This window comes from Amycolatopsis sp. cmx-4-54 (genome assembly GCF_046548895.1).
Classification (GTDB): Bacteria; Actinomycetota; Actinomycetes; order Mycobacteriales; family Pseudonocardiaceae; genus Amycolatopsis.
Genome location: NZ_JAEBEJ010000005.1, coordinates 250,723 through 268,960 on the forward strand (window position 1 = coordinate 250,723; position 18,238 = coordinate 268,960).

16 protein-coding genes are annotated in these 18,238 nt (G+C 69.7%); 15 read left to right on the plus strand and 1 reads right to left on the minus strand.

Translation table 11 applies throughout. The features are described 5' to 3' along the window. Positions 1 to 169: 169 nt before the first annotated feature. The 15 genes from pyrR (at position 170) to ACLJQ7_RS18505 (ending at position 16,764) form a co-directional block, all read left to right on the plus strand. A complete protein-coding gene (pyrR, locus tag ACLJQ7_RS18435) occupies positions 170 to 766 on the plus strand; it encodes a bifunctional pyr operon transcriptional regulator/uracil phosphoribosyltransferase PyrR (RefSeq protein WP_410649423.1) in 597 nt (198 codons plus the stop codon). Beyond that, positions 763 to 1,710 (plus strand): aspartate carbamoyltransferase catalytic subunit, encoded by a 948-nt coding sequence (locus ACLJQ7_RS18440; protein WP_410649424.1) that lies wholly within the window; start codon positions 763 to 765, stop codon positions 1,708 to 1,710. The genes pyrR and ACLJQ7_RS18440 overlap by 4 nt, the downstream gene beginning before the upstream one ends. Continuing rightward, a complete protein-coding gene (locus ACLJQ7_RS18445; RefSeq protein ID WP_410649425.1) occupies positions 1,707 to 2,999 on the plus strand; it encodes a dihydroorotase in 1,293 nt (430 codons plus the stop codon). Before ACLJQ7_RS18440 ends, ACLJQ7_RS18445 begins: the two co-directional genes overlap by 4 nt. Beyond that, positions 2,996 to 3,505, plus strand: coding sequence for a transporter (locus tag ACLJQ7_RS18450; RefSeq protein WP_410649426.1), 510 nt, complete (start codon positions 2,996 to 2,998; stop codon positions 3,503 to 3,505). Before ACLJQ7_RS18445 ends, ACLJQ7_RS18450 begins: the two co-directional genes overlap by 4 nt. Beyond that, positions 3,505 to 4,638, plus strand: a complete 1,134-nt coding sequence (gene carA / locus ACLJQ7_RS18455; protein ID WP_410649427.1) for a glutamine-hydrolyzing carbamoyl-phosphate synthase small subunit — start codon at positions 3,505 to 3,507, stop codon at positions 4,636 to 4,638. Before ACLJQ7_RS18450 ends, carA begins: the two co-directional genes overlap by 1 nt. After that, positions 4,638 to 5,813, plus strand: a complete 1,176-nt coding sequence (locus tag ACLJQ7_RS18460; protein ID WP_410649428.1) for an AAA family ATPase — start codon at positions 4,638 to 4,640, stop codon at positions 5,811 to 5,813. Before carA ends, ACLJQ7_RS18460 begins: the two co-directional genes overlap by 1 nt. Next, positions 5,810 to 6,406, plus strand: coding sequence for a DUF4276 family protein (locus ACLJQ7_RS18465; protein WP_410649429.1), 597 nt, complete (start codon positions 5,810 to 5,812; stop codon positions 6,404 to 6,406). Before ACLJQ7_RS18460 ends, ACLJQ7_RS18465 begins: the two co-directional genes overlap by 4 nt. Further along, positions 6,406 to 9,735 carry a carbamoyl-phosphate synthase large subunit gene (carB, locus tag ACLJQ7_RS18470; RefSeq protein WP_410649430.1) on the plus strand — a complete coding sequence of 1,110 codons (3,330 nt, stop codon included), beginning with the start codon at positions 6,406 to 6,408 and terminating at the stop codon, positions 9,733 to 9,735. Before ACLJQ7_RS18465 ends, carB begins: the two co-directional genes overlap by 1 nt. Then, entirely contained in the window at positions 9,732 to 10,571 is an 840-nt protein-coding gene (pyrF, locus tag ACLJQ7_RS18475) for an orotidine-5'-phosphate decarboxylase (protein ID WP_410649431.1), read from the plus strand. Before carB ends, pyrF begins: the two co-directional genes overlap by 4 nt. A gap of 107 nt (positions 10,572 to 10,678) precedes the next feature. Next, on the plus strand, positions 10,679 to 10,996 hold the full coding sequence (mihF, locus tag ACLJQ7_RS18480) for an integration host factor, actinobacterial type (protein WP_003096398.1): 318 nt from the start codon (positions 10,679 to 10,681) through the stop codon (positions 10,994 to 10,996). Then, positions 10,993 to 11,649 carry a guanylate kinase gene (gmk, locus tag ACLJQ7_RS18485; RefSeq protein WP_410649432.1) on the plus strand — a complete coding sequence of 219 codons (657 nt, stop codon included), beginning with the start codon at positions 10,993 to 10,995 and terminating at the stop codon, positions 11,647 to 11,649. Before mihF ends, gmk begins: the two co-directional genes overlap by 4 nt. After that, positions 11,646 to 11,915, plus strand: coding sequence for a DNA-directed RNA polymerase subunit omega (gene rpoZ, locus ACLJQ7_RS18490; protein ID WP_005152353.1), 270 nt, complete (start codon positions 11,646 to 11,648; stop codon positions 11,913 to 11,915). The genes gmk and rpoZ overlap by 4 nt, the downstream gene beginning before the upstream one ends. Then, positions 11,908 to 13,146, plus strand: a complete 1,239-nt coding sequence (gene coaBC / locus ACLJQ7_RS18495; RefSeq protein WP_410649433.1) for a bifunctional phosphopantothenoylcysteine decarboxylase/phosphopantothenate--cysteine ligase CoaBC — start codon at positions 11,908 to 11,910, stop codon at positions 13,144 to 13,146. The genes rpoZ and coaBC overlap by 8 nt, the downstream gene beginning before the upstream one ends. A gap of 78 nt (positions 13,147 to 13,224) precedes the next feature. After that, positions 13,225 to 14,427, plus strand: a complete 1,203-nt coding sequence (gene metK / locus ACLJQ7_RS18500; RefSeq protein WP_199745477.1) for a methionine adenosyltransferase — start codon at positions 13,225 to 13,227, stop codon at positions 14,425 to 14,427. Between the two features lie 246 nt (positions 14,428 to 14,673). Further along, positions 14,674 to 16,764 (plus strand): primosomal protein N', encoded by a 2,091-nt coding sequence (locus ACLJQ7_RS18505; RefSeq protein WP_410649434.1) that lies wholly within the window; start codon positions 14,674 to 14,676, stop codon positions 16,762 to 16,764. 73 nt (positions 16,765 to 16,837) lie between these two features. Here ACLJQ7_RS18505 and ACLJQ7_RS18510 read toward each other — a convergent pair whose 3' ends face one another. Then, positions 16,838 to 18,229, minus strand: a complete 1,392-nt coding sequence (locus ACLJQ7_RS18510; protein WP_410649435.1) for a hypothetical protein — start codon at positions 18,227 to 18,229, stop codon at positions 16,838 to 16,840. Between the last annotated feature and the right edge of the window lie 9 nt (positions 18,230 to 18,238).

The following is an 18,238-nucleotide window of genomic DNA, read 5'->3' on the forward strand; positions in this document are numbered from 1 at the left end:
TAGTTGTCACCAGGTCAAGCGGGTGCTTTCGAGAGGCCTTCGTCACCTGGGGCGCGCCACTCGTAAGAATGAGCGTCCGCTCCTGCTAGTGTCGGTTCGATTTCCTCGCCAAGCAGGAAGTCGACGTCCTTTAAGGACCCGTCCAGAGAGGCGGGGAAGGAGGTCCGCCTTGTCGTCACGCCCGCGTGGCGCGGCGGAACCGGCGGGAGAGCGTGAGCTGCTCTCGTCCGGCGATGTCGCGCGCACGATCGCCCGAATGGCCCACCAGGTCATCGAGAAGACCGCTCTCGGTGCCGGTGGCTCGACTCCGCCCGTGTTGCTGGGCATCCCCACCCGGGGGACCCCGCTCGCCCTGCGGCTCGCGGACAAGATCGCCGAGTTCTCCGGCATCCGTCCGCCGACCGGCGCGCTGGACATCACGCTCTACCGTGATGATCTCCGCCGCCGCCCGCCCCGCGCGCTCGAACATTCGCAGCTGCCGCAGACCGGTATCGACGACGCGGTGGTGATCCTGGTCGACGACGTGCTGTTCTCCGGCCGCACCATCCGCGCCGCCCTCGACGCCCTGCGCGACCACGGCCGCCCGCGCGCGGTCCAGCTGGCCGTGCTGGTCGACCGCGGCCACCGCGAACTGCCGATCCGCGCCGACTACGTGGGCAAGAACGTGCCCACCTCGCGTGCCGAGGGGATCGAGGTCCTACTGTCCGAAGTGGACGGGCGGGACACGGTTCTGCTTCGCGCGCAACCAGAAGGAGATCGATCGTGAAGCACCTGCTCGCCACCGACGGGCTCGACCCGGCGCTCGCGACAGCCGTGCTGGACACCGCCGAAGAGCTCAAGCACACCTTGCTGGGCCGCGAGGTCCGCAAACTGCCGACGTTGCGCGGCCGCACCGTCATCACGCTGTTCTACGAGAACTCGACCCGCACCCGCGTCTCGTTCGAGATCGCGGGGAAGTGGATGAGCGCCGACGTGATCAACGTCTCCGCGTCCAGTTCGTCGGTCAACAAGGGCGAATCGCTGCGGGACACCGCGTTGACGCTGGCCGCGGCCGGAGCGGACTGCGTGATCATCCGGCACCCCGCTTCCGGTGCGGCACAGCGGCTTTCGGGCTGGCTCGCCGAGGCCGGGACGGCGGTCGTCAACGCCGGTGACGGCACCCACGAGCATCCGACGCAGGCGTTGCTCGACGCGGCCACGCTGCGGGAGCGCCTCGGCTCGCTGGAGGGGCGCCGGATCGCGATCGTCGGCGACGTCCTGCACAGCCGGGTCGCGCGGTCGAATATCCACCTGCTGTCGGCGCTGGGCGCGGAAGTGGTGCTCGTCGCGCCGCCGACGTTGCTGCCCGCCGGGGTGGAAAGCCTGCCCGTCACGGTGTCGCACGAACTCGACGCCGAACTGCCCGCGGTCGACGCGGTCATGATGCTGCGAGTGCAGGCGGAGCGGATGACAGCCGGGGGGCCAGGGCAGAGCTTCTTCCCCTCGGCGCGTGAGTACTCGATCGCGTACGGCCTCAACGAACGACGGATGAAGCTCCTGCCCGAGCACGCCGTCGTCCTGCACCCCGGCCCGATGCTGCGCGGGATGGAGATCGCCTCGGCGGTCGCCGACTCCCCGGCCTCGGCCATCACCGAACAGGTCCGCAACGGCGTCCACGTGCGCATGGCGGTCCTCTACCACCTGCTCGCCAGCGAAGGAGCCACCGCGTGACCATCGTCCTGATCAAGGGCGCCCGACCCTACGGCGAGGGGGACCCGGTCGACGTACTCGTCGAGGACGGGGTCATCACCGACATCGGTTCGATCGACACCCCGGACGACGCCGAAGTGATCGAAGCGGGCGGCCAGGTGCTGCTCCCCGGTTTCGTCGACCTCCACACCCACCTGCGCGAACCCGGCCGCGAGGACACCGAGACCATCGCCACCGGTTCGGCCGCGGCCGCGCTCGGCGGCTACACCGCGGTGTTCGCCATGGCCAACACCGACCCGGTGGCCGACAACGCGGTGATAGTCGACCACGTGTGGCGCCGCGGCCAGGAGGCCGGGCTGGTCGACGTGCACCCGGTCGGCGCGGTCACCGTGGGACTCAAGGGCGAGAAACTCGCCGAACTGGGCACCATGGCGAAGTCCGAGGCCAAGGTGAAGGTCTTCTCCGACGACGGTCTCTGCGTCGCGGACCCGCTGCTCATGCGCCGCGCGCTGGAGTACTCGACGGCGCTCGGCGTGGTCATCGCTCAGCACGCCGAGGAGCCTCGGCTGACCGTCGGCGCGCAGGCGCACGAGGGCGAGCAAGCCGCCCGCCTGGGTTACACCGGCTGGCCCGCTTCGGCGGAGGAATCGATCGTCGCCCGTGACTGCCTGCTCGCCGAGCACGCGAACGCGCGGCTGCACGTATGCCATGTTTCGACCGCGGGCACCGCGGACATCCTCAAATGGGCCAAGGACCGCGGCACCAAGGTCTCGGCCGAGGTCACCCCGCACCACCTGCTGCTGACCGACGAGCGGCTCTCGACCTACGACCCGGTCAACAAGGTCAACCCGCCGCTGCGCACCGAATCCGACGCCGAGAAGCTGCGCGCCGCGCTCGCCGAGGGTGTCATCGACTGCGTCGCCACCGACCACGCGCCGCACGCCGTCCAGGACAAGGACTGCGAGTGGAACTCGGCGAGGCCGGGCATGCTCGGTCTGCAAACCGCGCTGTCGATCGTGGTCGAGACCATGGTCCGCACCGGCCTGCTGGACTGGCGGGGCGTCGCGCGCGTGATGAGCGAGCGGCCCGCCGAGATCGGCGACCTGACCGACCACGGCCGTCCGATCGAGGTGGGCGAACCGGCCAACCTGACGCTGGTGGACCCGGACACCGAATGGACCGTGCGGGGGGCCGAGTTCGCGAGTATCGCGGCGAACACCCCGTACGAAGGAATGCGGCTCCCCGGCGTGGTGACGGCGACGTTGCTGCGCGGGCGGATCACCGCACGGGAAGGGAAGATCGCATCATGAGCGACCGGCTTCTGCTGACCCTGGCGGTCTTCGCCTTCTTCCTCTTCTGCGTCTTCCTGATGTGGCGTGGCTGGCGCCGCAAGTCCCGCGCGCAGAGCGTCCAGGTGCCGCCGTTCCCGCAAATCCCCGCCGAGCCTGGCGGCGTTGAACTGGAGTCGACCGGCGTCTACATCAGCACGACGACCGCCGGGCACTGGCAGGAGCGCGTGGTCACCCGCGGCGCCGGCCTGCGCACCGGCGCGGTGTGGCGGCTGCACGAAGACGGCATCGCCATCGAACGCGGCGGTGCCCCGGACTTCTGGATCCCGCGCGCGTCCGTCACCGGCGTCCGCAAGGACAAGGGGATGGCCGGGAAGGTGATGGGCATCGACGGGCTGCTCGTCATCACCTGGCTGGCGGGCGACGTCGAACTGGACACCGGATTCCGCGGCGACGAAGTCGACGACTATCCACAGTGGATCGAAGCTTTGCAAGACATCCGCAACGACATCAAGGGAGGTGCCTGATGAGCACCGCGAACGGTTCCAGGACCCCCGCCGCGTTGGTCCTCGAAGACGGCAGGGTTTTCCGCGGCTCCGCGTACGGCGCCCGCGGCCGCAGCCTGGGTGAGGCGGTGTTCTGCACCGGCATGACCGGCTACCAGGAGACGCTGACCGATCCCTCCTACCACCGCCAGATCGTGGTCCAGACCGCGCCGCAGATCGGCAACACCGGCTGGAACGACGAGGACGACGAGTCCTCGCGCATCTGGGTCTCGGGCTACGTCGTCCGCGACCCCGCGCGCACCCCATCCAACTGGCGCTCGAAGCGCACGCTGGACGAGGAACTGGAGCGCCAGGGCGTCGTCGGGATCTCCGAGGTGGACACCCGCACGCTGACCCGGCACCTGCGCGAGCAGGGCGCCATGCGGTCCGGTGTCTTCTCCGGTGACGCGCTGGGCACCGACGCGGAGATGCTCGCGCAGGTGCGGGCGAGCCCGCAGATGAAGGGCGCCGACCTCGCCGGCGAGGTCACCACGAAGCAGGCGTACGTCGTCGAGGCGCAGGGCGAGCGGAAGTTCCGCGTGGCCGCGCTGGACCTGGGCATCAAGTCCAACACCCCGCGCATGATGGCCGCGCGCGGGATCGAGGTGCACGTGCTGCCCTCGTCGTCCACTGTGGACGAACTGCTCGCCGTCGAGGCGGACGGTGTGTTCCTGTCCAACGGCCCCGGCGACCCGGCGACCACCGCGCATGCCACGGAGTTGACGAAAGCGGTGCTGCAGCGGGAAATCCCGCTGTTCGGCATCTGCTTCGGCAACCAGATCCTCGGCCGCGCGCTGGGACTGGGCACCTACAAGATGCGCTACGGCCACCGCGGGATCAACATCCCGGTGATCGACGTGGCCACCAAACGCGTCGCGATCACCGCGCAGAACCACGGTTTCGCCCTCGAAGGCGAGCCGGGCCAGCGGTTCGAGACGCCGTTCGGCGCCGCGCAGGTCTCGCACTACTGCCCGAACGACGACACCGTCGAAGGTGTCCGCGCGTTCGACGTCCCCGCGTTCTCGGTGCAGTACCACCCCGAGGCCGCCGCCGGCCCGCACGACGCGGCCCCCCTGTTCGATGAGTTCGTCGGCTTGATGGAGAAGGCGAAGTAATGGCTTTGTCCACCGGGATCGAACGGATCCGGGTTCGCAACTACCGGGTGCTGCGGGACGTCGAGCTGGACGGCTTGACACCGATCACGGCGCTGCTCGGCCCCAACGGCAGTGGCAAGTCCGCTTTGCTGGACGCGACCGCCTTCGTGCACGAGGCGCTTTCCGGCGGTCTTCAGGACGCTTGGCGACGTCGCGGAGGGATGGAGGAGGTTCGTAGCCGAGGTGCTACCGGACCGGTCGAGATCGAGCTGACCTGGCGCTCGGATCACGAACTCTTCGAATACCTGCTCGTCGTTGACGAGCGGGACGGTGCGCCGGTGGCTGCCGAAGAGCGCTTGTCCTGGTCTCCCGGAGAGCGTGGTGATCTGGTGAACATCGTCGCGTTCCGCCACGGTACCGGGACCATCCGCCTTCCGGGCATGGACGGAAGAACGGAGCAGCTGACCGATCCGGGGCTGCTCGCCGTCGAGACGTTCGGCCGGTTGAGCGTGAACCGGCATATCGCGGCGTTCCTGCGGATCGCCAGGCGAGTTCAGTTATTCGATCTGGATGTGTCCCGGATGCGCGCGGGAGCGCGGGGGGCTCGCCGCGGAACCGGACTCGACCCGCGTGGCGACAACATTGCCATGCGGGTGGAGCACCTCAAAGAAGAAGAGCCTGGCGTCTGGGCGGAGATCCTCGGCTCGTTGCGGCGGTATGTCCCCAGGCTGGAGGACATCGAGCCGCTTCGGCTCGGTGACGGGACGCAGATCGTCCGGTTGAGGGAACGGGACACCGAGGAGCCGATTCTTCCGGAGAATATTTCGGACGGGACGTTGCTGCTGCTCGGATACTTGCTCGCGTTGCGGAGCCCGCTGTCGGTGATCTTGGTCGAGGAGCCGGAGAATCAGGTCCATCCGCGGCTTCACTACCTTCTGGCGGAGGAATCACGCTCGGCGTCCGAAGCGGGCCAGGTCATCTTGGCGACGCACGCTCCGCAACTCGTCGACGCGCTCAGGCCCGACGAGGTCTGGATGATGTTCCGGGACGATTCGGGTGCTGCCGGTGCTCGCCGAGCGGCCGATATTCCTCAGCTGGTGGCGATGGTCGAGGCCGGTGGGCTGCTCGGCAATCTCTGGACGGAAGGATATTTCGGTCTCGGTGATCCCTTGGTGAGGTCGGGGCGGCCTCGGTGAGTCACTTGGAAATCCTGGTCGAGGAACCCTCCGCCGAGGCGGCGTTACTGGCCTTGGTGCCGAAGATCGTCGGCCCGGATGTTTCGTTCGTCGTTCGACGGTTCCAAGGGAAGCCGGATCTGCTCAAGCGCCTTTCCGGGGTGCTGCGTGGCTACGCCTCCCGGCTTTCCTGGGAAGAGTTCCGGATCGTGGTGGTGCTCGATCGGGATGCCGACGATTGCCTGAAGCTGAAGAACGCGCTGGTCCGTATCGGGGAGGACGCTGGGATAGCGCCCGGCGCGATCCTGCACCGCATCGTGATCGACGAGCTGGAATCGTGGTTCCTCGGTGACGTCGCCGCGTTGTGCGCGGCCTACGCACGCGTCCCGAAGGACCTGGACAGGCAAGCACGCTTTCGGGATCCGGAAGGCACCGGCAAGGTGTCACGAACCCTCGAACATCTCCTGCAGTCCAAGGGGTACCACCGTGACCGGCTGGCGAAGGTTGCAGCGGCCCGTGACATCGCGCCGCACATGGATGTAGAGAACAATCGTTCCCAGAGTTTTCAGGTCTTCCGCGACGGTCTGCGGCGCCTGGTGAGTGAGGAAAACTAATGCCGAAGAGGACAGACATCCAGCACGTGCTGGTGATCGGCTCCGGGCCGATCGTGATCGGCCAGGCGGCGGAGTTCGACTACTCCGGCACCCAGGCCTGCCGCGTACTCCGCGAAGAGGGACTGCGCGTCTCGCTGGTGAACTCGAACCCGGCGACCATCATGACCGACCCCGAGTTCGCCGACGCCACCTACATCGAGCCGGTCACGCCGGAATTCGTCGAGAAGGTCATCGCCGCTGAACAAGCACAGGGGCGCCCCGTCGATACTCTTCTCGCGACCCTCGGCGGGCAGACGGCGCTCAACTGCGCGGTCGCCCTGCACGACCGCGGTGTCCTGGAGAAGTACGGCGTCGAGCTGATCGGCGCCGACGTCGAAGCCATCCAGCGCGGTGAGGACCGGCAGAAGTTCAAGGACATCGTCCGCACGATCGGCGCCGAGGTGCCGCGGTCGCGGGTCTGCCACGACATGGACGAGGTCCGCGCGACCGTCGCCGAGGTCGGCCTCCCGGTGGTCATCCGGCCGTCGTTCACCATGGGCGGGCTCGGCTCGGGCATGGCGCACACCGACGCGGAGCTGGAGCGGCTCGCCTCCACCGGCCTCACCGAGTCCCCGGTCACCGAAGTGCTCATCGAGGAGAGCGTCCTCGGCTGGAAGGAGTTCGAACTCGAGCTCATGCGCGACCGGCACGACAACGTGGTGGTCGTCTGCTCGATCGAGAACATCGACGCGATGGGCGTGCACACCGGCGACTCGGTCACCGTCGCGCCCGCGATGACCCTGACCGACCGCGAGTACCAGCACATGCGCGACGTCGGCATCGCCGTGCTGCGCGAGGTCGGCGTCGACACCGGCGGCTGCAACATCCAGTTCGCGATCAATCCCGAGGACGGCCGCATGGTCGTCATCGAGATGAACCCCCGCGTGTCGCGGTCGAGCGCGCTGGCGTCGAAGGCGACCGGTTTCCCGATCGCCAAGATCGCCGCGAAGCTCGCCATCGGCTACACCCTCGACGAGATCCGCAACGACATCACCGGCGAGACCCCGGCGGCCTTCGAGCCGACGCTGGACTACGTCGTGGTGAAGGTGCCGCGGTTCGCCTTCGAGAAGTTCCCCGGCGCGGACCCGACGCTGACCACGACGATGAAGAGCGTCGGCGAGGCGATGTCGTTCGGCCGCAGCTTCCCCGAGGCGCTCGGCAAGGCACTACGGTCCATCGACACCAAGGCCACCGGCTTCTGGACGCGCCCCGACCCCGAGGGGGTGACCAAGGGATCCATCCTGGACGCCTTGCGCACGCCGCACGACGGGCGCCTCTACGAGGTCGAGCGGGCGCTGCGGTTCGGCGCCACGGTCCAGCAGGTGCACGAGGCGTCGGGGATCGACCCGTGGTTCATCGACCAGATCGCCCTCATCGGCGAGGTCGGCGCCGAGGTCCGCGACGCGCAGGTCCTCGACGAGCCGCTGCTGCGGCGCGCCAAGCGGATCGGCCTCTCCGACCGCCAGATCGCCTCGCTGCGGCCGGAACTGGCCGGGGAGGACGGCGTCCGCGCGCTGCGCCGCCGTCTCGGCGTACGGCCGGTGTACAAGACCGTCGACACCTGTGCGGCCGAGTTCGCGGCCAAGACGCCCTACCACTACTCGGCCTACGAGACCGATCCCGCGGCGCAGTCGGAGATCACCGCGCAGACCGACAAGCCGAAGGTCCTGATCCTCGGCTCCGGGCCGAACCGCATCGGGCAGGGCATCGAGTTCGACTACTCGTGCGTGCACGCCGCGATCGCCCTGCGCGAGGCCGGTTTCGAGGCCGTCATGGTCAACTGCAATCCCGAGACCGTCTCCACCGACTACGACACCTCGGACCGGCTGTACTTCGAGCCGCTGTCGTTCGAGGACGTCCTCGAAGTCGTCAACGCCGAGCAGGAGTCGGGCACCGTCGCCGGGGTGATCGTGCAGCTGGGCGGCCAGACCCCGCTCTCGCTCGCGAAGCGCCTCGCCGACGCCGGTGTCCCCGTGATCGGCACCTCCCCGGACGCGATCCACCTCGCCGAGGACCGCGGCGCGTTCGGCGAGGTCCTCACCGACGCCGGGCTGCCCGCGCCGAAGTACGGCACGGCGACCTCGTTCGAGGGCGCGAAGCGGATCGCCGACAAGATCGGCTACCCGGTCTTGGTCCGGCCGTCCTACGTGCTCGGCGGGCGCGGTATGGAGATCGTGTACGACGAGGAGTCCCTCGCCGGCTACATCCACCGCGCCACCGAGGTCACCCCCGAGCACCCGGTGCTGGTCGACAGGTTCCTCGACGACGCCATCGAGATCGACGTCGACGCGCTGTTCGACGGCGACGAGCTGTTCCTGGGCGGCGTCATGGAGCACATCGAGGAGGCCGGGATCCACTCCGGCGACTCCTCGTGCGCGCTGCCGCCGATCACGCTGGGCCGGACCGACATCGAGACCGTGCGCCGTTCGACCGAGGCCATCGCGCGCGGCGTCGGCGTGCGCGGGCTCCTGAACGTCCAGTACGCGCTCAAGGACGACGTCCTGTACGTCCTGGAGGCCAACCCGCGCGCCTCGCGGACGGTGCCGTTCGTGTCGAAGGCGACCGCGGTGCCGCTGGCCAAGGCCGCGGCGCTGATCATGACCGGCTCGTCGATCAAGGATCTGCGCGAGTCCGGTGTCCTGCCCGCCGAGGGTGACGGCGGCCATATGCCCGCCGATTCGCCGGTCGCGGTCAAGGAGGCGGTCCTGCCGTTCCACCGCTTCCGCACGCCCGAAGGCCACGGCGTCGATTCGCTGCTCGGCCCGGAGATGAAGTCCACCGGTGAGGTCATGGGCGTGGACGTCTCCTTCGGCAAGGCGTTCGCCAAATCGCAGGCCGGCGCCTACGGTTCGCTGCCGACGTCGGGCAAGGTGTTCGTCTCCGTCGCCAACCGCGACAAGCGTTCGCTGGTGTTCCCGGTGAAGCGGCTGGCGGACCTCGGATTCGAGATCCTCGCCACGTCCGGCACCGCGGAAGTGTTGCGGCGCAACGGGATCGCCTGCACCGTCGTGCGCAAGCACTACGAGGGGTCCGCCGAAGGGGAGCAGAACGTCGTGGACGTCATCCTCAGCGGTGAGGTGCAGATGGTGATCAACACCCCGTACGGCAACAGCGGTCCCCGCATCGACGGTTACGAGATCCGCACCGCCGCGGTGTCGCGGGACATCCCCTGCATCACCACGGTGCAGGGCGCGGCGGCGGCCGTGCACGGGATCGAGGCCGTCATCAAGGGCGACATCGGCGTGCGGTCGCTGCAGAGCCTCCAGGCGGCGCTGAAGGCCAAGGCATGAGCGAGCGGTTCGGGGCGAGGCTGGCGCGGGCGGTCGCCGAGAAGGGACCGCTCTGCGCCGGTATCGACCCCCATCCAGGGCTGCTCCGGGCGTGGGGTCTCCCGGCGGACGCGGGCGGACTGGAGAAGTTCGCCCTCACGGCCGCTGAGACGATCGCTCCCGAGGTCGCGGTGATCAAGCCCCAGTCGGCCTTTTTCGAGGCCTACGGGCCTCCTGGGGTCGCTGTTCTGGCCAAGACGATGAAGGTGTGCCGGGACGCGGGCGCGCTCGTCCTGCTGGACGTCAAACGCGGCGACATCGGTTCGACGATGGCGGCGTACACGGCGGCGTTCCTGCCCGCCGGCGCGGAACTCGAAGCGGACGCCATCACGGTGTCGCCGTACCTCGGGTTCGGTTCGCTGGCCCCCGCGATCGACGTCGCGCAGGCACAGGGCAAGGGGCTGATCGTGCTCGCGCGTACCTCGAACCCGGAGGCGCAGGGACTGCAGAACGCCTTGCTGCCCAACGGAAAGACCGTCGCGCAGGACATCGTCGACACGGCCGCCGCGTACAACGCGGGCGTCGGGCCGCTGGGTGACATCGGCGTCGTCGTCGGCGCCACCATCGCGCCGGGAGAGCTCGATCTGAGCAAGCTGAACGGTCCCGTCCTGGCACCCGGTTTCGGGGCACAGGGGGCCACTCCGGCCGATCTGCGGGCCCTTTTCGGGCCGGGACTGCCGGGTGTGCTGCCCGCGTCGTCCCGCGACATCCTCCGGCACGGGCCGGACCCCGAAGCGCTGCGTGCGGCCGTTCGGCGGACCCGGGATTCCCTCGGTCCCCTGGAAAAAGGCCAATAGCAGGCCCGGGAATCCGTCATGACCAGCCACCCCCGCATTGTGGGCCGAGGTAACGGGTGGGTACCGTCGCCACACCCACCCAGATTTGAGAACTACCGGAGGAAAACGTGGCACTTCCCCAGCTGACAGAGGAACAGCGCGCTGCGGCGCTGGAGAAGGCCGCCGCCGCCCGCCGCATCCGTGCTGAGCTGAAGGAGCGGCTGAAGCGGGGCGGTACCACTCTGGTCGACGTGTTGAAGCAGGCCGAGGAGAACGAAGTCCTCGGCAAGATGAAGGTCTCGGCTCTGCTCGAGGCTCTTCCGGGCGTCGGCAAGGTCCGTGCCCAGCAGACCATGGAACGACTGGAGATCGCACCCAGCCGTCGTCTTCGCGGCCTCGGCGACCGGCAGCGCAAGGCGCTGCTGGCCGAATTCAGCGGCGAGTGAGCGGCACCGGTCAGGACCACCCGGCGAACCCGGGCGCTGACCGCGGCGGTGAGCCGGTGGCGGGAGTTGCATCCCGGCACCGGCTCACGGTCGTATCGGGGCCTTCGGGGGTCGGGAAGTCGAGCGTGGCGGGACAGCTGCGCAACCTGGATCCGGAGATCTACTTCAGCGTCTCGGTGACCACCAGGAAGCCGAGGCCGGGTGAGGTGGACGGCGAGCACTACCACTTCATCGACCGGGCCGAGTTCGACCGCATGGTCGCCGACGGCGAACTGCTGGAACACGCCGAGTTCGCGGGCAACTGCTACGGCACCCCGCGCGGGCCCGTCGAGCGGGCGCTCGCCGAAGGCCGCAACGCGATCCTGGAGATCGAACTCCAGGGTGCCCGGCAGGTCCGCAAGGCGATGCCGGAGGCCCGGCTGGTGATGCTGATGCCGCCGTCGTGGGAAGAACTGGTCGGCAGGCTGACCGGCCGCGGCACCGAGAACGAAGCCGCGGTGAAGGCCAGGCTGGCCGAGGCCGAGCGGGAACTCGCCGCCGCCGGGGAGTTCGACGAGCGCGTCGTCAACGCCGACGTGCGAGAGGCCGCCGAGCAGTTGCTAAACTTGATAACCGGCGACATCTCTACCGAAGATTCGGAGCACCACGAGTGACGACTCAGGCCACGCTGCACGAAGAGCTCGAAGGCATCACCAACCCGCCCATCGACGACCTCCTCGAGAAGGTCAGCTCGAAGTACGCGCTGGTGATCTACTCGGCCAAGCGCGCTCGCCAGATCAACGACTACTACGCCCAGCTGGGCGAGGGCCTGCTGGAGTACGTCGGCCCGCTGGTCGAGCCGGGCCCGCGCGAGAAGCCGCTCTCCATCGCCCTGCGCGAGATCCACGGCGGCCTGCTCGAGCACACCGAGGGTGAATAAGCCCCGCGTCGTACTGGGCGTGGGTGGCGGGATCGCCGCCTACAAGGCCTGTGAGGTCCTGCGCGGACTGACCGAATCCGGTCACGACGTCCGCGTGGTCCCCACCGAAGCCGCGCTGAACTTCGTCGGCGCGGCCACCTTCGAGGCACTGTCCGGGAACCCGGTGCACACCGGCGTGTTCACCGAGGTGCCCGAGGTGCAGCACGTCCGCGTCGGCAAGGAAGCCGATCTGGTGATCGTCGTGCCCGCCACGGCGAACCTGCTCGCCAAGGCCGCGCACGGCATCGCGGACGACCTGCTGACCAACACCCTGCTCACCGCCCGGTGCCCGGTCGCCTTCTTCCCGGCGATGCACACCGAGATGTGGGAGCACCCGGCCACCCGCGACAACGTGGCGCTGCTGCGTTCGCGCGGTCTGGTCGTCGCCGAACCCGCCGCCGGCAGGCTCACCGGCAAGGACACCGGCAAGGGGCGGCTCGCCGACCCGGCCGAGATCGTCGACCTCGCCCGGCTCCTGCTCGCCGTGCCGAAGGCCCTCCCGCGCGACCTCGAAGGCGTGCGCGTGGCCATTTCGGCAGGCGGCACCCGCGAGCCGCTGGACCCCGTCCGGTACCTGGGCAACCGTTCGTCGGGCAAACAGGGCTACGCGCTGGCCCGGGTCGCCGCCCAGCGCGGCGCCGAGGTCACGCTGGTCGCCGCGCACACCATCGCGCTGCCGGAGCCCGCGGGCGCGAAGGTCGTCCACGTGTCGACCGCGGAGGAACTGCGCCAGGCGATGCACGCCGAGGCCGCCACCGCCGACGTCGTGGTGATGGCCGCCGCCGTCGCCGATTTCCGGCCATCGAACCGGGCGGACCACAAGATCAAGAAGTCCGACGACGCGCCGGACCCCGTGGTCGAGCTCGCGCGCAACGCGGACATCCTGGCCGAGCTGGTGCGAAACCGGGCGAACGGCCAGGTGGTCGTCGGTTTCGCCGCCGAAACCGGGGACGACAAGGGTGGCGTCCTCGATCACGCCAGGGTCAAACTGAAGCGCAAGGGTGCGGACCTGCTGGTGGTGAACGCCGTCGGCGAGGGGAAGGCCTTCGGGACCGAGGACAACTCGGGCTGGCTGCTCGGGGCCGACGGCACCGAAATCCCGATCCCGCTCGGCGCCAAGGCAGAACTCGCGTCCACATTGTGGGATGCTGTTGTGACCTTGATGAAGCGTCGAGAGTCCCCCAAGCGATAGTCAGTAGGCTTGATTGCAAGCTGAGGGGTGCCTAACTTACTGGGCATCAGACGTCTAGGTGAGGGAGTGACGGCCACCGTGAGCGCGTCCACGAGCAGACTGTTCACGTCGGAATCGGTGACCGAAGGTCATCCCGACAAAATTTGCGATGCCATCAGCGATTCGATCCTGGACGGTCTGCTGGCTAAAGACCCGCGCAGCCGGGTCGCGGTCGAAACCCTCATCACCACCGGGCAGGTGCACGTCGCCGGCGAGGTGACCACCGAGGCCTACGCGGACATCCCGACCATCGTCCGCGACGTGATCCTGAAGATCGGCTACGACTCTTCGGCCAAGGGCTTCGACGGCAACTCCTGCGGCGTCAACGTCGCGATCGGCTCCCAGTCGCCGGACATCGCGCAGGGCGTCGACACCGCGTACGAGTCCCGCGTCGAATCCGACGAGGACGAGATCAACCGCCAGGGCGCCGGCGACCAGGGCCTGATGTTCGGCTACGCCTGCTCGGACACCCCCGAGCTGATGCCGCTGCCGATCGCGCTGGCGCACCGCCTCTCGCAGCGGCTGACCAGGGTCCGCAAGGACGGCGTGCTGCCGTACCTGCGCCCGGACGGGAAGACCCAGGTCACCATCGAGTACGCCGGCGACCAGCCGGTGCGGCTCGACACGGTGGTCGTGTCCACCCAGCACGCCGACGGCATCGACCTCGAGCAGATGCTCGGCGTCGACGTCCGCGAGCACGTGGTCGCCCCGGAGATCGCCGAGCTCGGGCTCGACACCTCCAACGTGCGGCTGCTGGTCAACCCGACCGGCCGCTTCGTCATCGGCGGCCCGATGGGCGACGCCGGCCTGACCGGCCGCAAGATCATCGTCGACACCTATGGCGGCATGGCCCGGCACGGTGGCGGCGCGTTCTCCGGCAAGGACCCCTCCAAGGTGGACCGCTCGGCCGCGTACGCGATGCGCTGGGTGGCGAAGAACGTCATCGCCGCCGGTCTCGCCTCGCGGGCCGAGGTCCAGGTCGCGTACGCGATCGGCAAGGCGGCCCCGGTGGGCCTCTTCGTCGAGACCTTCGGCACCGAGACGGTCGACCCGTCGAAGATCCAGGCCGCCATCCAGGAGGTCTTCGACCTGCGTCCGGCCGCGATCATCCGCGACCTCGACCTGCTTCGCCCGATCTACGCGCCGACGGCCGCGTACGGCCACTTCGGCCGTCCCGAGCTGGAGCTTCCGTGGGAGAGCACGGCGCGGGCCGCGGACCTGAAGTCGGCCGCGGGCGCCTGATCCGTCCGTCCGTGAAGGCCTCCTTGCCTACCCTGAGGGTAGGGAAGGAGGCCTTCACTACGTCCGGGCTGTGTGCTCCAGGGCGTGATTCGCGTGCTTGGAGACGTAACTCGCGTGATCAGGGCCGTAACTCACGTGTGTCGCCTCCGATCAGCGAGTTACGGCTTCAAGCACGCGAGTTCCGGATTCGGTCACCCCGGCCACGCGGTACGGCCGGTGACGACGGAGTCTGGTAGAGATCACCGGGTGAGCAGCAGTCCCGAACCGACCCCGCTGTGGGACCTTCCGGAGCCGAAAGCCGAGCCGGCGCGGAAGGCCAAGCCGGCGCGCGCGAAGACGGCCAGCCGGCGTGGCGCGCAGAACCCCGCGCCCGAGAAGCCGGTCGCGCGGATCGTCGTGGACATCCCGCTCACGCACCTCGACCGGACCTTCGACTACCGGATCCCGGAGAAGCTGCACGAAGCCGCCGTGCCCGGCTGCCGGGTGCGCGTCCGGTTCGCGGGCCAGCTCGTCGACGGGTACCTCGTCGAACGTGCCGACACCACCGAGTTCACCGGGAAGCTCGCGTACATCGACCGGGTGACCTCCAGCGAACCAGTGCTGCCTCCTGCGTTGCACACGCTCTGCCGGTCCGTCGCGGACCGGTACGGCGGCACGCTCAGCGACGTCCTGCGGCTCGCGATCCCGTCCAGGCACGCGAAGGTCGAGGCCGAACCTCCCGCCGAACCCGCGCCGACCCCGGAGTCACCCGAAACCACCGCCTGGGAGAAGTACCAAAGCGGCCCCGCTTTCCTGGAGGCCGTCGCGGAACGGCGTCCCGCCAACGCCGTCTGGCAGGCGCTACCGGGCGAGGACTGGCCTCGCCGTCTCGCCGAAGCCGCCGCCGTCGCGGCCGCCGCGGGCCGGGGTGTCGTGATGGTCGTCCCCGACCATCGCGACCTGACGCGGCTGCACGACGCGTGTGTTTCCTTGCTGGGCGCCGATTCCGTGGTCGCGCTGATCGCCGGGCTGGGGCCGGCCGAGCGCTATCGCCGCTGGCTCGCGGTGCTGCGCGGAGCGGTGCGGGTCGTCGTCGGCACGCGCGCGGCGATGTTCGCGCCGGTCGCCGATCCGGGCCTGTTCGTGGTGTGGGACGACGGCGACGACGTCCACCTCGACCAGCACGCGCCGTACCCCCATGTGCGCGACGTGCTGATGGACCGCGCGCACGCCGCGAAGGGGTCCATGCTCGTCGCCGGGTTCGCGCGGACCGCCGAGGCGCAGTACCTGGTGGAATCGGGCTGGGCGCAGCCCCTCGTGGCGGCCCGTCCCGAACTGCGGGCGGCCGCGCCGCGGGTCACGCCGGTCGGTGAGGACTTCGACGTCGCCCGGGACGAGGCTGCCAAGGCCGCGCGGCTCCCGTCGGTCGCCTTCGAGGCGGCGCGACAGTCGCTGGCCGGTGGATTCCCCGTGCTGGTCCAGGTTCCGCGTCGCGGCTACGTCCCGGGGCTCGCTTGCGGCAACTGCCGGACGTCGGCGCACTGCCGCCGGTGCGCCGGCCCGTTGTCCTTGCCCGGCGGGCTGATCGACGGCTCGCCGAGGCCGCCCGCCTGCCGGTGGTGCGGCGTCCCCGAGACGAACTTCCATTGCGCCGCTTGCGGTTCGGTGCGGCTGCGGGCGGTCATCGTCGGCTCCAAGCGCACCGCGGAGGAACTGGGCCGCGCGTTCTCCGGATTCCCCGTGCGGACCTCGGGCGCGTCGGAGGTTTTGGCTTCGGTACCCGGAAAACCGGCGTTGGTGGTGTGCACGCCGGGAGCCGAGCCGGTCGCGGAAGGCGGCTACGGCGCGGCGTTGCTGCTCGACGGCTGGGCACTGCTCGGACGGCAGGACCTGCGCGCGGGGGAGGAGACCCTGCGCCGCTGGATGGCGGCCGCGGCCCTGGTGCGGCCGGGGACCGAGGGCGGTCGCGTGTTCGTCGGCGCGGAAGCGGGTCTTTCGGTCGTGCAGGCGCTGGTGCGCTGGGATCCGGGCTGGCACGCGAGCCTGGAACTGGCCGAGCGGCGCGAACTCGGGTTCCCGCCCGCGATGCGGATGGCGAGTATCGAGGGCACGCCGGACGCGGTCGCCGGACTGCTCGACGACCTCGCCCTCCCCGAGACCGGCGAGGTGCTGGGCCCGGTGCCGCTCGGAGAGGTCGACGAGGACGGCAACGCCGAACGTGAGCGGGCCCTGGTGCGCGTCGCGCGGCCGGACGGAAAGGCGCTCGCCGCCGCCGTCCACGCCGCGGCCGCGCGCCGGGACGCGCGCAAGGCTTCCGAACCCATCCGGATCCAGCTGGACCCTCTGGAGCTCATCTAACCCCCGCATTTCGTCCTCCGAATGCGGTAGTTGCGTGTGCAAGGACCGCATTCAGAGGACGAAATGCATGGGGTCAGAGGGTCGTGCCGGGGGTCGCGAGGACGTCGGCGCGGGCCGAAGAGCCCGGAGCGGGTGAAGCGGGTTTGGTGGCCGTGCCGCCGAGAGCGGCGGTGAGCAGGGTGACGATCTGCGAGGAGATCGCAGCCCGCCGCGCTTCGAAGTCGGCGTCCGTCAGCGCGGAAGGATCGGCGGGCGTGCCGAGGACGGGCGTGTGCAGATGCCCGCCCGCGATCCCGGCCAGGCCGAGCCCTGTCCGCAACCGGTTGCTCCTGAACATCGACTCATTGCTCAAATAGTTGCCGCCGCCACCGGAAGCGGCGATCTCGCCGGGCTTCGGCGCGTCCGTCCGGCAGACCGCCGTTCCCGTCCCTGGGTTGCCGCTGTCCGGCCAGACACAGAACGCCTGGTTGTACAGCACCTGGTACGCCTCGGCGGGTGCGGCGAGCATTTTTTCGTACGGCAGCGTGGTTTCGATGAACTGGACGTCCGGCTGCGGCCAGTCGTCGGCCGGCGGGACCGGGCCGCGGACGGGCTCGTCGAGGTTGTCCGGCGAACCACCGCGCCAGGCGCCGGCCCAGCGTTCGATGTCGAACCGGCCGGGGCGGCCCTGACTGATCGTCATGATCAGCTCCGGGCGGCGGAAGCGATCCCTGAACGCCCGGCCGTAGGCGGCCTCGACGATGCCGGCGTCGAAGTAGCTCCACACCACCGGGAACGAGACGGCCTGCACCTGCGCGGGTCCGGTCGGGGTCTGGATCACCTTGCCGTCGAGGTGCAGCGCGGCCGCGCCCGACGGGTTCGCGATGCGGACGCCCGCACCGTTGAGGGTGAACGGGTCGAAACCGCTCACCAGCACGCGCCGCAGCTTCGGGCCGGAGGAGAAACGGGAGTCGTCGAGTCCGCGCGCGCCGAAGTCGAACGTCTTCAGCAGCTCCGCGCGGGCGGTCACGGACAACGGGAAGCGTGGCGTCCACTGCCGCAGCGCCTTGCTCATCCGCAGGCGCGCCCAGTAGAGCGGGCGGTCGTCGGCCTTGTCGATGCTGCCGAGATCCGGACGGCGGCCCTGCGCGCGGTCGACCGCGGTCCGCCAGAGCCCCTCACCGGCGGTCTCGGCGACCTTCCCGGCGCGCAAAGCGGTCTTCGTCGCGCAAAGGCGGGTGGTGAAGTCGGAGACGAGCTTGTCGAACCCGGCGAGCCGGACCAGCTCCGGGCCGACCGCCGGGCCACCGGAAGGCAGCGTCGCGGTGAGCCGTTTTTCTTCGACGGTGACCGCCGCGGACTCGTCGAAGCAGGAGCGGGCGCCTTCGGCTTGTGCGACGCCGGGGACAGCAAGGACAGGTAGGGCCATGGGGAGGACGATGAGCAGCGAGAGGAGCGCGCTCCACCGCCTGCCGGGTGTCTTCATGAGCCGCAT